At 70.0% G+C, this 19,561-nt stretch carries 19 protein-coding genes; 10 read left to right on the top strand and 9 right to left on the bottom strand.

All coding sequences use genetic code 11. The annotated features are described in order from the left end of the window. Positions 1-113 precede the first annotated feature (113 nt). Entirely contained in the window at positions 114-782 is a 669-nt protein-coding gene (locus FL311_RS27740) for a dienelactone hydrolase family protein (protein ID WP_141329643.1), read from the bottom strand. 93 nt (positions 783-875) lie between these two features. Between FL311_RS27740 and FL311_RS27735 the strand changes: the two genes are divergently transcribed. Next, positions 876-1,382 (top strand): GreA/GreB family elongation factor, encoded by a 507-nt coding sequence (locus FL311_RS27735; RefSeq protein WP_141329641.1) that lies wholly within the window; start codon positions 876-878, stop codon positions 1,380-1,382. Between the two features lie 9 nt (positions 1,383-1,391). On the opposite strand, the gene FL311_RS27730 is transcribed toward FL311_RS27735, so the two are convergent. Continuing rightward, entirely contained in the window at positions 1,392-2,108 is a 717-nt protein-coding gene (locus tag FL311_RS27730; RefSeq protein WP_141329639.1) for a class I SAM-dependent methyltransferase, read from the bottom strand. A gap of 90 nt (positions 2,109-2,198) precedes the next feature. On the opposite strand from FL311_RS27730, the gene FL311_RS27725 reads away from it, so the two are divergent. The 9 genes from FL311_RS27725 to FL311_RS27685 all read left to right on the top strand — a co-directional run bounded on the left by FL311_RS27725 (position 2,199) and on the right by FL311_RS27685 (position 12,811). Further along, positions 2,199-3,305 (top strand): vWA domain-containing protein, encoded by a 1,107-nt coding sequence (locus tag FL311_RS27725; protein ID WP_141329637.1) that lies wholly within the window; start codon positions 2,199-2,201, stop codon positions 3,303-3,305. Further along, the gene (locus FL311_RS27720; protein ID WP_141329635.1) at positions 3,302-4,732 is read left to right on the top strand and encodes a choice-of-anchor D domain-containing protein; all 1,431 of its coding nucleotides are present in this window, start codon (positions 3,302-3,304) and stop codon (positions 4,730-4,732) included. The genes FL311_RS27725 and FL311_RS27720 overlap by 4 nt, the downstream gene beginning before the upstream one ends. Positions 4,733-5,058: 326 nt before the next feature. Next, positions 5,059-6,189, top strand: coding sequence for a hypothetical protein (locus FL311_RS27715; RefSeq protein ID WP_141329633.1), 1,131 nt, complete (start codon positions 5,059-5,061; stop codon positions 6,187-6,189). Between the two features lie 161 nt (positions 6,190-6,350). After that, entirely contained in the window at positions 6,351-9,266 is a 2,916-nt protein-coding gene (locus FL311_RS27710; protein ID WP_194869389.1) for an IPT/TIG domain-containing protein, read from the top strand. Beyond that, positions 9,263-10,315, top strand: a complete 1,053-nt coding sequence (locus FL311_RS27705) for a hypothetical protein (protein WP_141329629.1) — start codon at positions 9,263-9,265, stop codon at positions 10,313-10,315. Before FL311_RS27710 ends, FL311_RS27705 begins: the two co-directional genes overlap by 4 nt. 122 nt (positions 10,316-10,437) lie before the next feature. Beyond that, a complete protein-coding gene (locus FL311_RS27700; RefSeq protein WP_194869388.1) occupies positions 10,438-10,926 on the top strand; it encodes a hypothetical protein in 489 nt (162 codons plus the stop codon). Positions 10,927-11,031: 105 nt separating this feature from the next. After that, positions 11,032-11,757 carry an SDR family NAD(P)-dependent oxidoreductase gene (locus FL311_RS27695; RefSeq protein ID WP_141329627.1) on the top strand — a complete coding sequence of 242 codons (726 nt, stop codon included), beginning with the start codon at positions 11,032-11,034 and terminating at the stop codon, positions 11,755-11,757. 70 nt (positions 11,758-11,827) lie between these two features. After that, positions 11,828-12,052, top strand: a complete 225-nt coding sequence (locus FL311_RS27690) for a hypothetical protein (RefSeq protein WP_141329625.1) — start codon at positions 11,828-11,830, stop codon at positions 12,050-12,052. Between the two features lie 15 nt (positions 12,053-12,067). Further along, positions 12,068-12,811 (top strand): queuosine precursor transporter, encoded by a 744-nt coding sequence (locus FL311_RS27685; RefSeq protein ID WP_141329623.1) that lies wholly within the window; start codon positions 12,068-12,070, stop codon positions 12,809-12,811. Between the two features lie 10 nt (positions 12,812-12,821). Here FL311_RS27685 and FL311_RS27680 read toward each other — a convergent pair whose 3' ends face one another. The 7 genes from FL311_RS27680 to FL311_RS27650 all read right to left on the bottom strand — a co-directional run bounded on the left by FL311_RS27680 (position 12,822) and on the right by FL311_RS27650 (position 18,973). Further along, positions 12,822-14,129 (bottom strand): PQQ-binding-like beta-propeller repeat protein, encoded by a 1,308-nt coding sequence (locus FL311_RS27680; protein WP_141329621.1) that lies wholly within the window; start codon positions 14,127-14,129, stop codon positions 12,822-12,824. 95 nt (positions 14,130-14,224) lie between these two features. Beyond that, complete coding sequence (locus FL311_RS27675; protein ID WP_141329619.1) at positions 14,225-14,992, bottom strand: ATP-grasp domain-containing protein; 768 nt, start codon at positions 14,990-14,992, stop codon at positions 14,225-14,227. A gap of 8 nt (positions 14,993-15,000) precedes the next feature. Next, positions 15,001-15,909, bottom strand: coding sequence for an alpha/beta fold hydrolase (locus tag FL311_RS27670; protein WP_141329617.1), 909 nt, complete (start codon positions 15,907-15,909; stop codon positions 15,001-15,003). Further along, complete coding sequence (locus FL311_RS27665; protein ID WP_141329615.1) at positions 15,906-17,030, bottom strand: alpha/beta fold hydrolase; 1,125 nt, start codon at positions 17,028-17,030, stop codon at positions 15,906-15,908. The genes FL311_RS27670 and FL311_RS27665 overlap by 4 nt, the downstream gene beginning before the upstream one ends. After that, positions 17,027-17,440 (bottom strand): hypothetical protein, encoded by a 414-nt coding sequence (locus tag FL311_RS27660; RefSeq protein ID WP_074954179.1) that lies wholly within the window; start codon positions 17,438-17,440, stop codon positions 17,027-17,029. Before FL311_RS27660 ends, FL311_RS27665 begins: the two co-directional genes overlap by 4 nt. Before the next feature lie 40 nt (positions 17,441-17,480). Continuing rightward, positions 17,481-18,122 (bottom strand): Uma2 family endonuclease, encoded by a 642-nt coding sequence (locus FL311_RS27655; RefSeq protein WP_228557122.1) that lies wholly within the window; start codon positions 18,120-18,122, stop codon positions 17,481-17,483. A 101-nt stretch (positions 18,123-18,223) separates the two neighbouring features. Beyond that, entirely contained in the window at positions 18,224-18,973 is a 750-nt protein-coding gene (locus FL311_RS27650; RefSeq protein ID WP_141329611.1) for an SDR family oxidoreductase, read from the bottom strand. Positions 18,974-19,561 lie beyond the last annotated feature (588 nt).

Below are 19,561 nucleotides of genomic sequence, written 5' to 3'. Positions count from 1 at the left end.
CCCGAGGCCCAGCCGGCGACGCCCGCCACGCCGGAGACCGCGCCCCAGGCTCCCGCCACGCCGGCGACCCCCGGCACCTGAGCCGGGAGTCGTGAGCACCCTTCGCGCGAGGCTCAGCCGAGCTTCGCGCGCAGGAAGTCCACCGTCCGGGTCCACGCCCGCTGTGCGTTCTCCGGCGAGTAGACCTCCGGGCGGGTGTCGTTGAAGAAGGCGTGGCTGGCGTCGTAGCGGTGGAGCTCCGCCGGCACGTTCGCCTTCTTCAGCTTCGCCTCCAGCGCGTCCACCCGGTCCGGCGTGCACCAGTCATCCTTCGTCGCGAAGTGCCCGAGGATGGGCGCGCGGATGCGGGTGACGTCCACGCTGTCCGGCGGAATCCCGTAGAAGGGCACCACGGCGTCGAGCCCCGCGTCGTTCGCTCCCGCCAGCAGCGTCAGCGCGCCGCCCATGCAGAAGCCCAGGATGGCGACCTTCGTGCCGGCGCCGCCACGCTGGCGCAGCGCCTCCGTGGCGTCCTTGAGAGCCTGGCTGGCCTTGCCCCAGTCCATCTGGGACAGGAGCTTGTCGGCCTCCTGCGCGTCCTTCGTCGTGCGGCCGCCGTACAAATCGGCGGCGAAGACGGTGAAGCCCTCCTTCGCGAGCCGGTCGGCGATGCCTCGGATGTGCTCGTTGAGGCCCCACCACTCGTGGACGAGGACCACCGCGCCCTTCGCTGGAGTGGCTTCACTCAGATAGCCCGCCAGTTCCTGGCCCTGCTTGCCGGTCAGCCTTGCCTGCCCTGCCATGCGTGCACCCCTTGAGTGATGGACGAGGCGGCGTAGCTTAGTCTCACGGGCGCGAAGTGCCGGGGTCCGAAGTGGACTGTGTCGGAGGTCGGAATGTCGAAGGCGTTCACGAAGGAGGACTCGGGCGGGGACGAGGTGTTGGTGCCGCCGCGGCCGAAGTCCTCCTCGGGCGACAAGCGCTACATCACGCCGGAGGGCTATCGCGCCCTGCAGGAGGAGTTGGCGGCCACGCAGGGGCCGGACTCCGGGGCCGAGGGGCTGACGCCGCTGGAGGCGGGAGTCCGGCGCCAGGAGCGCGAGCGCCGCGCGCGTCACCTCGCCGCCACGCTGGAGGAGGTGCGCGTGGTGGAGCCGGAGGTGGCGCGGGAGGGCCGTGTCTTCTTCGGCGCGTGGGTGGAGCTGGAGGACGAGGACGGCGAGCGCACGCGCTATCGCATCGTCGGCCTGGACGAAGCGGACGTGAAGTCGGGCCGGCTCAGCGTGGAGTCTCCGCTGGCGCGGGCACTGCTCGGCAAGGAGGTGGGAGAGGCGGTGGTGGTGGAGCGGCCTCGCGGGGCAGTGGAGTACACCGTGGTGTCCGTGGAGTACGCGTCACATTGAGGCGCGGCGTCAGCGCTTCGTCGCGATGACGGTGGCCAGGGGCGTGAAGGGCTCGGGGAGGATGCCGTCGCGGACCTCGACGCTGAAGCCCTGGGCCTCCAGCAGCGCGCGGGCGCGCGGCACCAGGAAGGTCAGGTAGTACATGACGAAGGGCGGCTTCCACAGGGCGTTGCGCACGCGCATGGCGGCGTTGAAGCTCCGGGCCACCCAGTAACCGGGGCGCAGCTTCGACGGTGGATGGCCGGTGACGAAGAGGAACCGCCCCTCGGGACGCAGGGCCTGGTGGATGCGCTGAATCAGCCGGGGCTCATCGGCTTCGAGGATGTGGCCGAAGGCACCGAAGCACGTGGCCACGTCGAACGCGGCGTCGAAGGTCATCTCCAGCGCGTCACCCCGGATGAACTCGAGGGCGGCGGTGCCCGGTGCGCCGGAGAGCCTGCGGTCCGCTTCCTCGAGCATGCCCTGGCTCACGTCGATGCCGGTGACCCGCTCGCGGGCCAGCGGGCGCAGGTGGCGCATGGCGGCGCCGGTTCCACAGCACACGTCCAGCGCGGTGCCGACGGAGCCCGAGGGGCCCAGGGCTTCGATGGCGGCGCGGAGCACGGGGTCCGGTGTGCGGAAGGGCGTGTAGTCGAACTTGGGGGCGAGCAGGTCGTAGCCTTGCTCGACGGAGGAGAAGGCCTGCTCGGCCAGCTCGAGGAGGGTGGGCCCCTGACGGTGGAACATGGTGCCCGGGGATGTAGCGCACCCGGGGCCCGGTCAGGGCGGGTTCTCGGCGGAGATGTGCACCATGAACGCTCGGGGTAGGCTGGGCGGATGCGCCGTGTCGCCGTCGTCGCCTTCCTGGCGCTCCTCTTCGTCGACTGTCGGGATGAGCGATTGGTGCCGTCGCTCCCGCCGGGCTTCCACGTCGATACGTACGCGCAGCGCTCGGCGTCGGCGGTGGATGTGTTGTGGGTGGTGGATGATTCGGCCTCCATGGCGCCTCGCCAGGAGTCGCTCGCGCGCAACTTCCAGGCGTTCATCTCGCTCTTTCGCGAAGGGCGCATCGACTACCGCATGGGCGTGGCGACCACGGACACCTTCGCGCGCCCTGGCGAACTGGTGGGCACGCCGCGGGTTCTACGTCCGGACACGCCAGGGCTGGAGCAGGCCTTCGCGGACAGCGTGCGCGTGGGGACGGGAGGGAGCGCGTACGAGGCGGGGCTGGAGGCCGCGCGTCAGGTGCTGGAGCGGCTGGCGCGCGAGAACGCGCCGGTGCTGGAGGCGCGAGCGGCCTGCGTGTCGAGCTGCGCCACGGATGCGTGTCGCGAGGACTGCGGAGCGACACATGCGGTGGAGTTCCTGCGTCCGGACGCGTGGCTGTATCTGGCGTTCGTGACGGACGAGGACGACCGCTCGCCGCACGACGTGCGCATGTACTGGCGGGAGTTCTCGCGAGCCAAGGGGCTGGGCAATGACGGGACGGTGGTGGCGTCGGCCATCATCGGGGATGTGCCCTCGAATGGCTGTGGCGCGGAGCCGGGGACGCGGTACGCGGAGCTCGTGTCCTGGATGGGCGGAGCGCTGGGGAGCATCTGCGACGAGGACTTCGCCGAGACGCTGCGCACGCTGGCGACGAGCGCGGTGGGATTGAGGCGCTCGTTCGCGCTCGCGCGTGTGCCTCGGGAGGACTCGCTGAAGGTTCGCGTTCGCCACGCCTGTGGGACGCCGGAGTCCTCTCTGAGGGCCTGTGTGTCGGTGGACCGCGCGGCTTGCGAGGGGCGGTCGGCGGAGGCGCTCGAGGTGGTGTGCGTCCCCGAGGCGGGAGGCGAGCACGGGTGGGTGTACCAACCCGAGCGTGGGACGGTGTTCTTCGCGGGGGACTCGGTGCCGGGGCTGGGGTCGCGGGTGGAACTGGAGTACGTGGAGGAGGGGTCGTGAGGCGCGGGTGGCTCGTGTGCTGGATGCTGGTGGCGGCCTGTGGGAGGGACGCGCCGCCGTCCTCGGTGGTGCCGCGTTGGGTGGCGCCCGCGTCCACGCTGGACTTCGGTGCCGTGCCCGCACTGAACGAACGCACGGTGTCCCTGCCGTTGGTGAACGTGGGGCGCGCGTCGCTGCGAGTGGTGAGCGCGGTGGTGAAGGAGGACGGCAGCCCGTTCCGAATCATCTCCGCTCCCGAGGAGGTGCCCGCGCAGGCAGAGACCTCACTGGTGCTGGCCTTCGTGCCGCCGCGTGAGTCGAGCTACACGGCGACGCTGGTGCTGCGCACGGACGACCCCATTCAAGAGGACGTCGAGGTGTCGCTGCGTGGAGAGGGGCGCACGGCCGCGGTGCTGGAGTTGGAGCCCGCGTTGCTCGACTTCGGGCGGGTCGCCGAGGGACATGTCGTGGTGCGCCCGGTGAGGCTTCGCTCGCGAGGGAGTGCGCCGCTCGTGCTGGAGTCACTGACGCTCGAATCGCCTGCGTCCCCTGTGTTCCAGCTCGTGGGCTCCACGCGGACGCCCGCGGTCCTGGACCTCGCGCGTGAGGTCCAGGTGTCGGTGCGGTACGCGGTGCCATCCGGTGTCTCAGCCGAGGACGTGAGCGGAGCCCTGGTGCTGCGGACCACGGACCCGGACCAGCGCGAGGCGAGGGTGCCTCTGAGAGGCAGCGTGAATCTCGCGCCGGTGCCCGTGGTGAGCGCGTCAGACGAGAGCGTGCCGGGAGGCGAGGTGATGCTGGATGGCACGGCCTCGATGGACCCGGATGGAGACGGTCCGCTCACGTACGCCTGGGAGCTGGTCGCGCTGCCCGTGGGCGCACGTGCGCAGGTGTTGTCCCCAGGGGCGTCCAGCAGCGTGTTGCGCTTGGACCCGGTGGTGTCGGGCGAGTACGAAGTGGCGCTCACGGTGACGGATGCGGCGGGCGCGCGCAGCCTGCAACCCACACGTGCGCGAGTCGTGGCGGTCCCCGCCCAGCAACTGTGGGTGGACGTGACGTGGAACCACGCGGAGACGGACCTGGACCTGCACGTGCTGCGAGGCGTGGACGCGGTGCTGGGGTCCGTCGATGACTGCCACTACGCGAACCCGCGTCCCGACTGGGGCGCACCCGGGCTCACGGAGGACCCGGAGCTGTTGAGGGATCGGCTGACGGGCTTCGGTCCGGAGGTCTTCGGCTACGAGCGCCCGGTGGCGGGTACGTACCGGGTCGCGGTGGTGCTCGCTCGTGAGAACGGCGCCGTGGACCCGCGCAGTGAGGCCACGGTGCGCGTGTACGACCGGGGCGTGCTGAAAGGCGAGTTCCGTCGAACCCTGTCGCGCCAGGACGAGGTGTGGACGGTGGCGGACGTGCAGTGGCCCTCGGGTGTCGTCACGGAGGCGCTGTGAGGACGGGGTGGTGGCTCGTGGGGCTGTGCTGGCTCTTTGCCTGTTCCTCCACGGAGAAGGTGCCACCGGGGCCGGATGTGGACCCCGACCCGAAGACCTGTGCACGGCGCGAGGACTGTGATGGAGGGCAGGTCTGCACGCTTGCCGAAGTGTGTGGCGCCTGTGAGTCGAGCGGTCAGTGTCGGCTCCGAGAGCGCTGTGAGGCCGGAACCTGTGTCGCGCGCGAGGGCTGGGGCGAGGCGTGCGTGGCGCACGCGGACTGCGGCTTGGGACAGTGGTGTCGCCAGGGGCTGTGTCGAACGAGGACCGACGTGGTGCTGTGCCCGATGGGCACACGTGAAGAATGTCCGACGGGCGAGCGGTGCAACGCGGGCACGCTCGTGTGTGAGGAGGACCTCGGGTGCATCGAGGACTCGGACTGCGGCGCCGAGGAGCGCTGCAATCCGGGCCTGCATGCCTGTGTGCCACGCTGCACCGAGGCCACCGCGTCGGCGGTCTGCGCGGAAGGGGAGCACTGCTCAAACGAGCGCTGTGTGCGATGCGAAGAGGACTCGGACTGCGCGGTGGGTTTCACCTGTGATGCCGCGGGCCGCTGCACGGTGACGCCGCGGTGCTACTCGGACCGCGACTGCACGGTGCCCCACGTGTGTCATCTGGCGAGTGGACAGTGCCTGCCGAGCCTGCCGCCCTGCTCCTCGGACGACGACTGTGAGTCAGACCGACGCTGTGACCTCGGAAGCAGGGCCTGCATCCCCAGGAACTGTCAGCCGGACGCGCTGGAGCCCAATGACACCGTGGCCACGGCCCATCCCGTGAGCGCGAGTCGCCATGTGCGGCTCACCCTGTGCCCAGGTGACGTGGACCACTATTCGCTCACGTTGGAGCGGGGTGACCAGCTCGGCGTGAATGTGGAGGCGGAGGTGTTCGCGGAGCCGGTGTTCTCCTCGTCCCTCCAGGATGCGAGTGGAAGGGTGCTGGCGACGGGGCGCTTCCGGTTGTCGCATGTCGTCGCGGAGCGAGGTGTGTACACGGTTCGCATCGCCTCACGTGACACGGTGCTAAGAGCCTACGACGTGGGCTTCTTCCTCTCGCGGGGAACACCTTGCGACGATGACGGCCACGAGCCGAACGACACGGTCGAGACGGCCACGGCGTTGCCGGAGGACCTGAGGCTGGACGGGATGCTCTGTCCCGGGGACGCGGACCACCTGCGGTTCTCGGTGCCGCCCTCACGTGGCGCACGGGTGTCACTGTCGGGTTACGCGGCGGACCGCGGGCTGCTGCGCCTGTGTGTCCTGGAGGGTGGCACCGAGCTGGGGTGCTCAATCGACATGGCAGGTGCCACGGTGGAGGTCCCCGCGTCGGCGGTGCAAGGCCAGTCGCTCACGGCCAGGGTCACTGGTGATGATGAGCGCACGACGAACGGCTACACGCTCCAGGTGGAGTGGCTCCCATGAGGACCACGTCATCGCGGGTGTTCATCCTCCTCGCCACGTTGCTCGTGGCATGTGGTGGCTCCCCACGTCCCCCAGGGGTTCCGCCAGACGCAGGGAGTGTTCCTGATGCGGGAGCGCAAGACGCGGGGACCCACGCCGATGCGGGCGCACCGAGCGCGCCGGTGATTCAGTCCGCGCTGCCCGCGCGAGGTGAGCGGGGCGGCGGGACCTGGGTGACGCTGAAGGGCCGAGGCTTCGTGGAGGGCGTGGCCCGTACCGCACCCGAAGCAGCAGCGCGCACGACGCTGCGAGTCGGCTCGAATCCCGTCCGTGACTTCCAGCTCATCGACGACTCCACCCTCGACCTGCGCACTCCTCCTGGAGTGGCAGGCACAGTGGACCTCACGCTCCAGAACCCGAACGGCACGGCAGTCTGTGAGTCCTGCTTCACCTACGTCGAGAGCTTCGACGTCCGCGCGCTCTCGGAGGACACGGGGGCGCTCTCCGGAGGAGAGACCGTGTCGCTGCTCGGCGAGGGCGTCCCCGAGGGGCCAGGGCTCCAGGTCCTCTTCGGTGACATGGCGAGCCCCTCGGTCACGCGAGTCTCCTCGTCGGAGCTCCGTGCCCTCGTCCCCAGGGGGCGCGTGGCTGGCTCCGTCGACGTGCGAGTCCAGGGCCACGGTGTCGGTGCCGTGCTCCGACGCGCGTATCGCTACCTCGAGGACACGCGCGTCACCCAGGTCTCACCGCTCACGGGTTCAAGAGAGGGAGGCACTGTCACCGTCATCACGGGCCAGGGCTTCGAGGGAGCGACTCAAGTCCTCCTCGGAGACACACCCGCCACCACGCTACGGGTGGAGTCCTCCACGCGAGTTGTGGTGACCACTCCACCCGCACCGTCCATCGGAGTCGTGCCCATCCGCATCGTCACGCCGAGAGGCACCTGGACCGTGCGCCAGGGCTTCGCCTACGTGGACGACTCCCCGAGTGCACCGCTCGCCCTGCACGGAGTCTTCCCGCGAGTCGGAGCTCATGACGACGGCACCGTGACGCTGATGGGGACCTCGCTCGACGCGCCCGACCTGTCCGTCTCCTTCGATGCCGTCCAGGCGCAGCTCGTGAGTGCCACCGCGACGACCGCCACGGTCCGGGTCCCTCCCCGTGGGACGCTCCCGCGCACGGTCTCCGTGAGTGTCCAATCCGGCGCCATGAGCGCGAGCCTCACCCAGGGCTACACCTTCCATCTCGCGCTCGACCAGGTGACGCCGGACCACGGGAGCGCGACAGGCGCAACCCAGGTCCGACTCACGGGAAGCGCACTGCCTCCGGACGCCGTGGTGCGAGTCGGTGCACTCCCCTCGCCACAGCTCACGGAGTCGAGCGAGACGGAGCTGCGCTTCCTCACGCCACCCGGAGGCACGGGGCCACACGCGCTCCACGTCTCCTCCGCGAGCGACCCGGAGAACGAAGCGCTGCTTCCAGCGTCCTTCACCTACGAAGCCGCGCTCACGCTGTCCCAGGTCGAGCCCTCCCGTGGCGCCGTCGCCGGAGGCGCCCGAGTCATGGTGAGAGGCGCGGGCTTCGTCGACGTGACGTCTGTCACGTTCGCAGGAGCACCCGCCACCGATGTGCTCATCCACGACGCGCACACGCTCACCTGTCGCATCCCGGCCTCGCGAATCCAGGGGCCCGTGGAGGTCGCCGTCGTCCACGGCACCCAGCGCTCGGCGCTGCCCGAGTCCTTCCACTACTTCGATCCACGAGGCCCCGGAGGTCTCTCCGGCGAGCCCCTGATGGGCACGTTGAACGTCACGGTGCTCGACACGTCGTCGGGGAGCTACGGCCAGCCCGTCTCGGGAGCCACGGTGCTGCTGGGCCCCGACCCCACACCCATCCTCCAAGGAGGCACGGACGCGCGAGGGCAGCTCACGCTGTCGGACCCACGCATCGCGGGCGCGCAGACCGTCACGGTCTTCAAGCCGGGCCACGATGCGGTGACGGTGGCGGGCATCCGCTCGGAGAACCTGACGGTTTCCCTGCGCCGTCTCGACAGTGAGGGCAACCCCGGCAATCCGCCCGTGCCCGCGACCGCGCGCATCTCTGGCCACGTGCGAGGCTTCAAGCCACCGCGACCGCTCGGACCGAACGAGGTGCTCGAGGCGCGTGTCTTCGTGGCCCAAGCCAGCCCCGCGTCGGGTCCACCCTTCACGGGAACAGGCGACCGCCGCGCGGAGACCTGGCGGGTCCGTGAGGAAGGAGGCTCCTTCCTCGTCCTGGCCCAGCCCGGGCTGCGCGCTGTGTACGCGGTGCTGGGGGTGCTCAGGGACGGCGTGGACTTCGAGCCCTATCTGCTCGGCATCCGCCGAGGTGTCGCGGCCTCGGGGACGCGGGCGGCGGAGAACCAGGATGTCGTCTTCGACATGCACCTGGAGGTCACCGCACCGCTCACCGTGGAGGGCCCACTCGTCATCGCGGGAGGCGAGGCACGGCATCAGGTCTATGCCTGGTTGGACCTGGGCGCGGAGGGCCTCGTGCCCCATCCCCACAACTGGGGCACGGGCACGCGCCTCTACACGAGCATCGAAGGACCCGGACCGCGCCTTGCTTTCCCACAACTTCCCCACGTGGACGGCGCGAACCTGCTCTTTCTCGACCTGCTGCGAGGAGCCACCGCGTATCCCCAGAGCCTGCTGTACCACCGTCAGCCGGGAGCCCTGAACGGAGGCGTGACACTCGCGCCGATGTTGCCACTGCCTGTCTTCACCCAGCCGGGGGCTCGCTTCGAGGGCACGGTGGCCTGGACGCCCACGGCCTCCACCGCCACGCCCGAGGTGCAGTTGCTCACCCTGCTCGCGCCCGGAACGGAGGGCGGCGTCCGCTGGACGGCCGTGCTCCCGGGAGGGCAGACGCAGGTGACACTCCCTGGACCCGCGCTCGCGGCACTCCGCGCCGAACTGCCCGAAGGCGCGCGACTGCGAGCCGACGTCTCCCTCGCGCGAGTCCCCCGCTTCGAGTACTCGCAATGGACCCATGACGCGTTGTCCACGGCGACCTGGACGGCGTATGTCCTCGGGCGCTCGGAGGTCTTCGACCCGTGATGCGCCGTTGGACGTGGCTCGCCGTGCCCCTGTTGCTCCTCCTCGCCGCGTGTCCGAGTGACTCCTCCGTGGACTCGGAGGGCTGTCGGGTGGACGCGGACTGTGGCTCGCCCACGGAGTGGTGCAACTCCGCGGGCTTCTGCCAGGACCGCGCTGGCTGCGAGTCGAACGCCGACTGCGCCGACGCCTCCCTCTTCTGCGACACGAGCACCGGCACCTGTCTGACGCGAGGGCGCTGCGCCACGGACGTGCACTGCCCGTTGGGCGAGGTCTGCGACGTGTCGCGGACCACCTGTGTCACGGGCTGTCGCTCCTCCGGAGACTGTCCCGGCACCGCCTGTCGCTGCCAGGACGCGCCATGCCTCTGTGACGCCACCACGCCCGAGGGCCGCGCGGCCTGTGTGCTCGGTGTCTGCGACGCGAGCTTCTGCGCGGACGCGAGCGACTGTGCCTTCGGCGAGCGCTGTGGCGCCTCGACATGCTTCAGCGACTTCGACCCCGTGCGCCGTCCCTACTGCGCGAGCTGCACGTACGGCGGCGGTCTCCAGGTCTGCGGCCGTGGCGCCAACTTCTGTCTGCGGGAGACCGCGAGCCCCGGCACCGCCTTCTGCGGCGCGGACTGCTCGGAGGGACAGGGCTGTCCCCACGGCTACCAGTGCGCGGACGTGGTGGTCGTCGCCAGCCGCGCGCGCTGCCGCTCGGATGCGGAGTGTGCGCCCTCGCCGTCGCTGCCGTGCCGCGAGGATTCACAATGCGGACGCGGCGGTCAGTGCGTGAAGACCCAAGGCCAGGAAGAGGGGGCCTGCGCCGGGCGCTGCTCCATCGCGGAGGGCGACGTGGAGGGCTTCTGCACCTGCCAGCAGGACACCGACTGCGTGCAGGACGCATGCAGCCAGGGCACGTGCACGGTGAGCCGTCGCGCGTGTGGAAGCGACGTCGACTGTCGCCCCATCCGCTGCGTGGACCACCAGGGCGCGGGGGGCTGTCTCGTGGGCCGCAACTGCGCGCCCGAGGAGGGCCTCACCTGCGCCGAGGTCGCCCCGCGCTGACTCCTCCGTGGAGCCTATGTCCTACATCGGCCCCCTGTGTCTGAAGGGGGCGGAACTCCTGGTGTTTGAATGTTCCTGGGGGTGCCCCGTCAGAAGGTGCAACACGACGGAGGATGGACGACATGGCTTTCAAGACTGCTCTCGCGACCCTGGCTCTCGGCACCCTGTTCTTCGGTTCCTCGACGGCCCTCGCGGCCGACAGCAGCATGCGCGACTGGGCCACGCAGCAGGCCCGCCGCAACGATGACCGCCGCCACGACGACCGCCATGACGACCGCGGTCCCCGTCCCGACCGCTACGAGGCCCACGTCCACAACGGCCACTGCCACCACGCTCCGGCGCCGCGTCCGCCGCCGCGCTCGCAGGGCCGCTACGAGATGCAGACGGTGAGCCGCTGGGTCGAGGGTCGCTACGACAAGGTGTGGGTGCCGGAAGTCTGCCAGGAGCGCGGCAACCGCCGTCACCGCGTCACCCGCTGCACCGGTGGCTACTACGAGAACCAGTGGGTGCCGGGCCGTTACGTGCAGACCACGGAGTGGGTGTGGGTGTCCTACGACCGTGGCGGTGACTGGCGCTCCAACCGAGTGCACCCGGCCAGCTACGTCCGGTAGCACTCGCTGAAAGACCTCCAAGGGGGCGAGGGGCGGTGCCGGGATACGGGGGTATCCGGCATCGCCCTTCGACTTTTCAGCGGGGCCTGTTAGTCAGTGCGCCGCATGGGGACGGCCTTCATCACCGGAGCAGGAATCCGCATCGGTCAGGCGGTGGCGAGGGCGCTGGCCCATGCCGGATATGACGTCGCGCTGCACGCGAACCGCTCGCTGGAGCCGCTGAGCTCGCTGGCGGACGAGCTGCGCGCCCTGGGCCGCCGGGTCACCGTGCACGCCGCCGACCTCAGTCGCCCCGAGGCGGTGGATGCCCTGGGCGCGAGCGTGCGCGAGGCCTGGCCCGCGCTCGACGTCGTCGTCCACAACGCGGGCCTCTATGAGCGCGTGCCCTTCGAGGACATCTCGCGCGAGCAGTACCGCACCATGCTCGGCGTCAACCTGGACGCGCCCTTCTTCCTCACGCAGGCGCTGTTGCCCTCGCTGCGCGCGGGGAAGGACCCGGTGGTGGTCCACATCTGCGACATCGCGGGCGAGCGACCGGAGAGCCACTTCGCGCACTACTCGGTGAGCAAGGCGGGCCTGCTGATGTTGACGCGCGCGCTGGCGGTGGAGCTGGCCCCGCGCGTGCGGGTCAACGCGGTGTCGCCCGGCGTGGCCGCCTTCCCGGAGAGCTTCGACGCCGTCGCGCGCGAGCAGATTCTGCGCCGCATCCCCATGGGGCGCGAGGGCAGCGTGGAGGACGTGGCGCGCGCCGTCGTCTTCCTCGCGAAGGACGCCCCCTACATCACCGGGCAGGTCATCGCCGTCGACGGTGGCAGGAGCGTGATGCTGTGAGTGCCGAGCTGGCCTTCCATCCTCCCGTGGTGCGCGACAGCCAGGGGCACTCGCGGGGCCGGAGCTCCTGATGCAGGGCCACCCCGTGGCGCGAGGCATGTCGTTCCATGATGCCCAGGCCGTGGCGCGCCGTTACGACAACCCCTCGACGCAGGAGCAGACGGTGCTGCGGGTGTACCGGCCCCGCGTCGTGACGTCCGAGGCGCCCCTGGTGCACGAGGCCCTCGGCGGGACTTCCTATTACCCTCTCGACGAGCCCGCTGCACCGGGCCTGGCCGCCGACACGCTGCCCTGAGGACGACGCGACACCATGCAGCTCGACAGACGGATGCAGCTCTTCGTGGTGCTGGCGGCGGTGTTCGTCACGGCGCTGGTGGTGGGAGACCTCATCGCCGTGAAGCTGTTCGAGGTGCACCTGGGCAGCGTGGTGGCGGTGATGTCCATCGGCATCCTGCCCTTCCCGGTGACGTTCCTGCTGACGGACATCCTCAACGAGTTCTACGGCAAGAGGACGGCCCGCTTCGTCACGTGGGTGGGCTTCTTCATGGCCATCTTCGCCTTCGCGGTGATTGCCATCGCGGTGCAGGTGCCCATCGCGCCGCTGACGCGCGCGCCGGACTACCAGGGCACGGTGGAGAGCGCGTTCAACAACGTCTTCGACGGCTCGCAGCGCATCCTCGTCGCGTCGATGGCGGCCTATCTGGTGGGCCAGTTCACCGACATCGCCCTGTTCAACCTGCTCAAGCGCGTCACGAAGAACCGGCTCCTGTGGCTGCGCGCCACGGGCTCCACGCTGGTGTCACAGCTCATCGACACCGTGGTGATGCAGTTCGTCGCGTGGACGGGCGTGCTGCCCACGAAGGTCATCGTGGGCATCGTGCTCTCGTCCTACATCGTGAAGGTGCTCGTGGCGGTGGGCCTGACGCCGTTCATCTACCTGGGCCACTCGCTGGTGGAGCGCAGGCTGGGCATCAAGCCCCTGGTGCTGGGCGCGGACGGTGAGCCCGAGCCTGGCGTGGACCTCGCCGCCCCCGCGGAGTCTCGCGCCGCCTGAGGCGGGGTGCTCACGGCACCAGGCGCTGGAGGAAGGTGTCGGTGTCGTCGGCGGTGAAGGGCTCCTGGGCGCCGAAGGACCGCGTGCCGGTGAACGAGCCCGCGCTCGCGAGGTCGCCTCCTGGCAGGAAGGTGATGTCCCGCAGCTGGAGTCCCGGCGCGCAGGGCTCGGTGACATAGGGGGCGCTCCACGACAGCGCTCCCCGGGCGCTGAGTCGCACCAGCTCCGAGCCGCAGCCATGGCGGAAGAGCACCGCCGTGCCGCCGTTCACGTCCGACGTGAGCCGCGCGCCGCTGGCCTCCGCCGACGCCGTGCCCATCAGCGCGTGTCCCCACAGGGGGCGTCCCGCCGCATCCGCCGCGAGGATGAACGCGGCGCGCGGACAGCCCCGCGCGTCACAGGTGGGCGAGAGCACGGAGCCGCCCCAGTGCAGGGTGCCCGCGAAGTCGCCGGTGAAGCGCAGCCCGCCGTCCGCGGCGAAGGCGACGTGCGTGAAGTTCGGTGCGTCGGGGCCCAACGCCAGCTCCCAGTACACCTCGCCGACGGGCGACAGCCGGGCGATGAAGCCGATGCTCTCGAAGGGCGCCAGGGGTCGCTGGCCCACGAGCACCGCGCCGCCATCCGGGTCCAACGCCACGGCGGATGCCGAGGACATCGCGGGCAACTCCTGGGACCACCGGACGGTGCCTCGCGCGTCGTAGCGCGTGACCAGCCGGCCGTGCGCCACCACCACTTCACCCTCGATGTCCGGCGTCAGCGCCTTGAGCGTGCCCGTCGAGCGGGCCCACTGCGGCGAGCCGTCCGCGGCCAGCTTCGCCACGAAGTGGCTGTCGGCGATGAGCGTCTCGCCCAGTCGCAGCCGTCCCTCCACCTTGCCGGCGATGAAGAGCTCCGCCGTGGAGGCGATGCCCAACAACTGCGCGTGCGCGATGGCGGGGCCTCCCTCCGAGGAGGGCTCGGCCGTGAAGGTCCGCGTCCAGAGCACCTGCCCCGCGCCATCGTGATGCGACAGCACGAGCGACGTGCCGTTCGCCTCCACCGACGTGGGACCGGAGGTGCCCGTGGCCCGCGAGGTGCCCAGGAGCACCAGGCCGCCGAGCCCATCCGAGGCCAGGGCCACGACCTCCTGCTGTCCGGGGAGCCGCGAGTGGACGGTCCACCGCGCGTCACCGGGCTCGAGCTTCGGAGGCTCGGGAGGCCGCGGAGGAGGTTCCTCCTCGCGCGGAGGAGGCTCGATGGGGGCGTCGCTCCCATCACAGCCGAGCACGGTCCACATGCCCAGCATCAGCCCCGCCGTGCTCGCCCGCCACCGTCCCATGTTCATTTCCCGTGAATCCGCTCGTCCTCCGGCCGGTGGCCAAGCTGGGGTCCGATGCTCCCGGAGGCAAGGTGGGCGTTGGGGACTGAACGAAGTCAGGGCCGGGGGGCGAGCGCGCGGGTCAGCTCGCGCCAGCGCGCGAGGGTCAGCGCCGTGTAGGGCCCGCTCTCCAGGCCATAGGCGCCCAGCGAGAAGCCGTCATTCCACTCCACGAGAGCGGTCTCCCCCGAGGAGAGCACGCCGAAGTCCACGGCGTAGCCCGCGGTGGCCTCCCCGGAGGTCTCCAGCAGACGAAGGGCCTCGCGCACGCGCGCCTCGTCGAGCGCGACGGTGGGGTCCCCCGCGTAGTGGCGGATGCCCACGGACGTGCCCTGCGCCACGAAGACGCGGTACTCGGTGCGCCACTGCACCACGTCCGAGCAGATGAGCGGCGTGGCGCGAGACGCCCTCTCGAGGAAGAGCAAATCATCGGCGCTCTGGAAGACATGCCCCGTGAAGCGCTTCCTGCGTCCCTGGGGCTTGGCGAACACGGGGGGACTGGAGACATCGAGCACCCTCGCGGTGAGCTCGCCCACCGTGCTGCTCCACAACCGGCGGTGGAGGAAGGGCGTGAGGCAGGAGGGATAGTCCCGGGTGGGGGGCGGCTCGATTCCGAGCTGCTTCAAGGCGCCCAGGACCGTGGGCACGTAGCCCGCGACGAGCGTGTCCGGGGTGAGCGGGAGCTGTCGCCGCTCCAGGCGCTTGGCGGTGAAGCACTCCGTGGGGATGCCCAGCGCGCGCAATCCCTCTAGCAGCAGGCGCATCTCCGGCTCCATCCGCCCGTGCGACTCCTCCTCGATGAAGGCTCGCGTCAATCCGTGCATGCGGTGCCTCAACCGCCCGCGCGCGCGAGCGGCGTGAGGATGTCCCGCCAGTGCGAGTAGAGGGAGAAGTGTCCTCCGCCCGGCAGGAAGTGGGGCACGGCGGTGGGGATGCGCGAGGCGAGATAGCGCCCCATCTGCGGCGGCACGATGCTGTCGCCGTCCCAGTACCAGAGGTCCACGTCGCGGCGGATCTCCTCGAGCGGGAAGTCCCATGGCGACGCGAGGATGTGGGCCTCACGGCGGATGCCCGCGACACCCTTGCGCGTGGCCTCGCGTCGCCAGCCCTGCACCTGCGCGGCGATGAGCGGGTCGGACAGCACGCGACGGTCATCCGGAGAGGCGTGGGCCATCACCGCGGCGAGCGCGCGGTCGGGGTTCGCGCGCACCTGTCGGTCGTGCATCACGAGCAGCGGGTGCAGCACCCACTCGGGCCAGGCCGCCATGGCGTAGGCGTTGCGGTAGTCGCGATTGACGCCCTCCATGCCGCCCGGGCGCTTGAGCGGCGAGGCGCCGGAGACGATGGCCGCGCGGAGGATGCGGTCGTCCAGGTGCCACGTGGAGACCGCGGCGTAGGGGCCACCCGCGGACACGCCGAAGAGGGAGAAGCGCCCGATGCCCAGCGCGTTGGCGAGCTGCTCCAGGTCGCTCGGGAAGTCGAGCAGCGTGCGGCCCGGTTGATGGTCGGACAGGCCGTAGCCGGGGCGGTCCGGCGTGATGAGGCGCACGCCGAGCCCGTGGGTGATGCGGTCATCCGGGTGGCGCATGTAGCGCGAGCCCGGGTTGCCGTGGATGAAGAAGACGGGGACGCCGTCCAGGTCCCCCGACTCCACGTAGGCGAGCCGTCGCCCGTCCTTCAGTCTCAGGGAGCCCTCGCGCACCTGCACGCCGGAGGTCCTGTTCGAGAACGCGGTGCTCATGACTCCATCGCTTTCGAGCGAGCGCCAATCCATTCGGCGATGGAGGGCCACACGTGGGTGGAGCCCTTGCTGGATGCGGACAGGCCGATGTGGCCGACAGGGTAGCGCCGCGTCTCGGCGTCCTTCGTGCCCACCAGCTTCACCAGGGGCTCGCTCATGGCGGGCAAGGCGATGGTGTCCTGCTCGGCGATGACGTTGAGCACGGAGGCCTGGATGCGTCCCAGGTCGATGTTCTCTCCGCCGACCTTCATGCGTCCCTGGTGGAAGAGGTTCTGCTGGTAGCAGTCCTTGATGTACTGGCGATAGACCTCGCCGGGGAAGGGTACGGGGTCTGCGCCCCAGCGCTCCATCGCGAGGAACGTGGTGACGAAGTCCGGGTCGTCGATGCGGCGGCACACCTCCAGCCAGCGGGTGACGCGCTGCACGGGCGCCACCATGAGGAAGCCGCTCTCCAGCACGGGCGTGGGCACGTTGCCGTAGGCGTCCACCAGCGAGTCCACGTCGAAGTGGTTGGCGGAGGTCCACAGCGTGTAGACGCCGCCCTTGCTGAAGTCCACGGGTGTGGCCTGCGCCACCAGGTTGCGGATGCCCTCGGGATACAGCGACGTGTACGCGAGCGCGAGCGTGCCGCCCATGCAGTAGCCGTAGAGCGTCAAATCCCGGCTCTTGCTGACCCGGAGCGTCCAGCGCACAGCGGTCTGGATGAGTCCGCCGAGCAGGTCTGACCAGGTGAGGCGCTCCTCTTCCTGGCCGGGGACGCCCCAGTCGATGGCATAGACGTCGAAGCCCTCGTTCGTGAGGTGCTCGATGAGGCTGCGGCCCGGCAGGAAGTCGAGGATGTACCAGCGGTTGATGAGCGAATAGACGAAGAGGATGGGCGTGCGGTGTCTCCGGCGGGGCGCGGCGTAGCGGAGCAGCCGCATGCTGCCGCGCGTGTACACGACGGTGTGGGGCGTGGCGCTGACGGGCGGCTCACGGACGCCGGACGCGCGCTCGATGAAGGGCTTGAGGTACGGGTACGGGTTGAAGGGGCGAGCCTTGAGCGCGTGGGCGACGGCTCGGGTGAGCTGGAGCTGGCTCGTGACGAAGGAGCGCAGGCGCTGGGGCGAGGAGGCGGTCATGGCGCGTCACCGGGCTTCTTCGCGGTGTCGGAGGCGGCCTCTTGTTTGTGGAGCAGGTCCACGACGACCTCCAACTGGGAGCCGAGGGCCTCGACCTGGTCGTTCACGCGGCGGAGCTGGTCGCGGAGGTTCTCGACCTCGGACGTGGTGGGCAGGCGCAGGGTGCGCAGCGCGCCTTCGACGAAGCTGTTGCGGCGGATGCGGGCGTTGAGGCCCTGGCGCATCACGGTGCCGCTGGCGCGCAGATAGGTGGGGCTCTCGGCGACGCGAGAGAGGGCGCGGGTGAGGCCCTGTTCGGCGCGGGTGAACACCTTGCCCGTGCGCGTCTCTGGATGGGTGAGGTGGCCCAGGAGCTTCAGGCTCCGGGCGAGGAGTCCCCGAGGAGGAGGCGGACGTTCCGAGTCGCTCATGCCCTTGAGGTTAGCTCAAGGGCGCGCGGGAGCGGAGCGTTCAGGGCTCCCAAAGTGAACCGAGGTTCATGTTTTGAGCGGTGAAGGGCTCCGCCCGGACATCGATGGTGCCGGTGTATGTGGCGCAGAGAATCCACCGCCCAGCCTCTAGCCGGTAGACCTCCAGTCGCTGCTGGCGTGGGTCCAATAGCCACAGGTGTCTCACGCCCGCGCGTGCGTACATGTTCATTTTCGCTCCCCGGTCCCTGGCCTTGGTGGAGGGGGAGAGAACCTCACACAGCCAGTCGGGAGCTGTCGTTATGCCTACGACCCTTGGAATCTCGGACAGGTGTTCGCGTCGCCAGGCGGCCAGGTCGGGCACGAGCACGTTGGTGCCCAGATGCAATTCAGGCTCTGGCATGAAGACCCATCCTCCTGGCCCCCGGAGGTTGGGTCTGCCGACGTAAGGGCCCAGTTCGAGGATCAGCTTCAGGGCCGCTATTGCGTGGTCGGGATGCGGACGCGGACTGACGTGCAGCTCACCGTCGATGATCTCCCCGACCACATGCTCAGGAAGCTCCTCGAGCGCTCGGTAGAGGCTCCTGTCGATGGGTGACTCGTCACTCATGTCGCCCCCAGGATGAGACTCCACCACCACCCGTGCAACCCGACCCCTGACCTCGTGCTGGATGTCCTCGTTCATCCGTTCAGCATGCATCATACCTCTGACATCCTCAATCAGACTGAGGACTCATCAGGTATGAGACCCGGAGACCATGAAAACTCCGGGCCCTTCCAGTCCGCTCAGCCCTGACGCTTCACCGCGAGCGGTCCGAAGGCCTGCGCCACGGGCATCAGCGACATCACGTTGATGTTCACGTGGGCGGGCCGCGTCGCCACCCAGTGCACGGTGTCCGCGATGTCCTCGGGCGTCAGTGGCTGCGTGTTGGCGTACACCGACGCGGCGCGGGCGTCGTCACCGCGGAAGCGGACGTTGGAGAACTCCGTGCCTCCCACGAGCCCCGGCTCGATGTCCGTCACTCGCACCGCCGTGCCCAGCAGGTCCGCGCGCAGGTTCAGGCTGAACTGCTGCACGAACGCCTTGGTGGCCCCGTAGATGTTGCCACCCGGATACGGATAGTCCGCGGCCACCGAGCCCATGTTCACGATGTGCCCCCGGTTGCGCGCCACCATCCCGGGCAGCACCGCGTGCGTGCAGTACATGAGCCCCTTCACGTTCGTGTCGACCATCACCTCCCAGTCCTCGAGCCTCGCCGACTGCGCGGGCTCCAACCCCAACGCCAGCCCCGCGTTGTTCACCAACACGTCCACCTCGGCGAACCCGGCGGGCAGCCCGTCGACCACCCGCTTCACCGCCTCGCGGTCCGTCACGTCGAGCGTCACCGGCAACAGCCGCTCCCCCAGCTCCGCGCGCACCTTCTCCAACAGCTCCGTGCGGCGTCCGGTGGCGATGACCCGCGCGCCCTCCTGGATGAAGCGTCGCGCGATGGCCAGGCCGAACCCGGCCGTGGCTCCCGTAACCAGCACGTTCATGACGTCTCCTTCGGATGCGTTGCCCGCGCTAGATGGCACGGCCCACCGGCTCGCGCACGGGGAAAGGCCCGCCCTTTCTCCACTCCACGGCTCGTCAGGGCCGGCTTCATGACGCGCCCCCGCTCGCACGCCCCCGCTCGGAGCGGGCTTCTCCCGGAGTGAAGTCTGCGTCTCCCTCTCGGGAATGAATCCGCCTTCATCCGCACACCTCATGAAAAAGTGAGGTGAATGCGAAGCCATCCGTGCATCAGCTCGGCTTCTTCGCGCTCCATGCAACCAGCTGGAATCCCATTTCTCGCCTTCTTCCCCTCCGGCCTGGCGAGCCTGGCTTGCCGTTGCATCGGGGAATGAACAGGGCGCGAGCCCCGATTGGCGGCCGTCCCCGCGAGCGCCCCACACGCCGCGACCCGCACAAGGAGTCCGACCGGATGCGCCAACGCTTACCGCTGATGACGGCTTGCTGCTCCGTGGCCCTGCTTGTCCTCCTCGCCTGCAATGGCAAGAGCGAGCTGACGCAGAACACGGGCTCGAGGCCGTCTCCGGACGGCACCCCCTCGACGGGCACCGGGGACCCACCCGCGCCCACGA

Origin of the sequence: Myxococcus sp. AB025B (genome assembly GCF_006518215.1) — a bacterium.
Taxonomy (GTDB): domain Bacteria; phylum Myxococcota; class Myxococcia; order Myxococcales; family Myxococcaceae; genus Myxococcus; species Myxococcus fulvus.
Note: the sequence above shows the minus strand (reverse complement) of the source record. Positions and strands in the feature narration are given on the sequence as shown.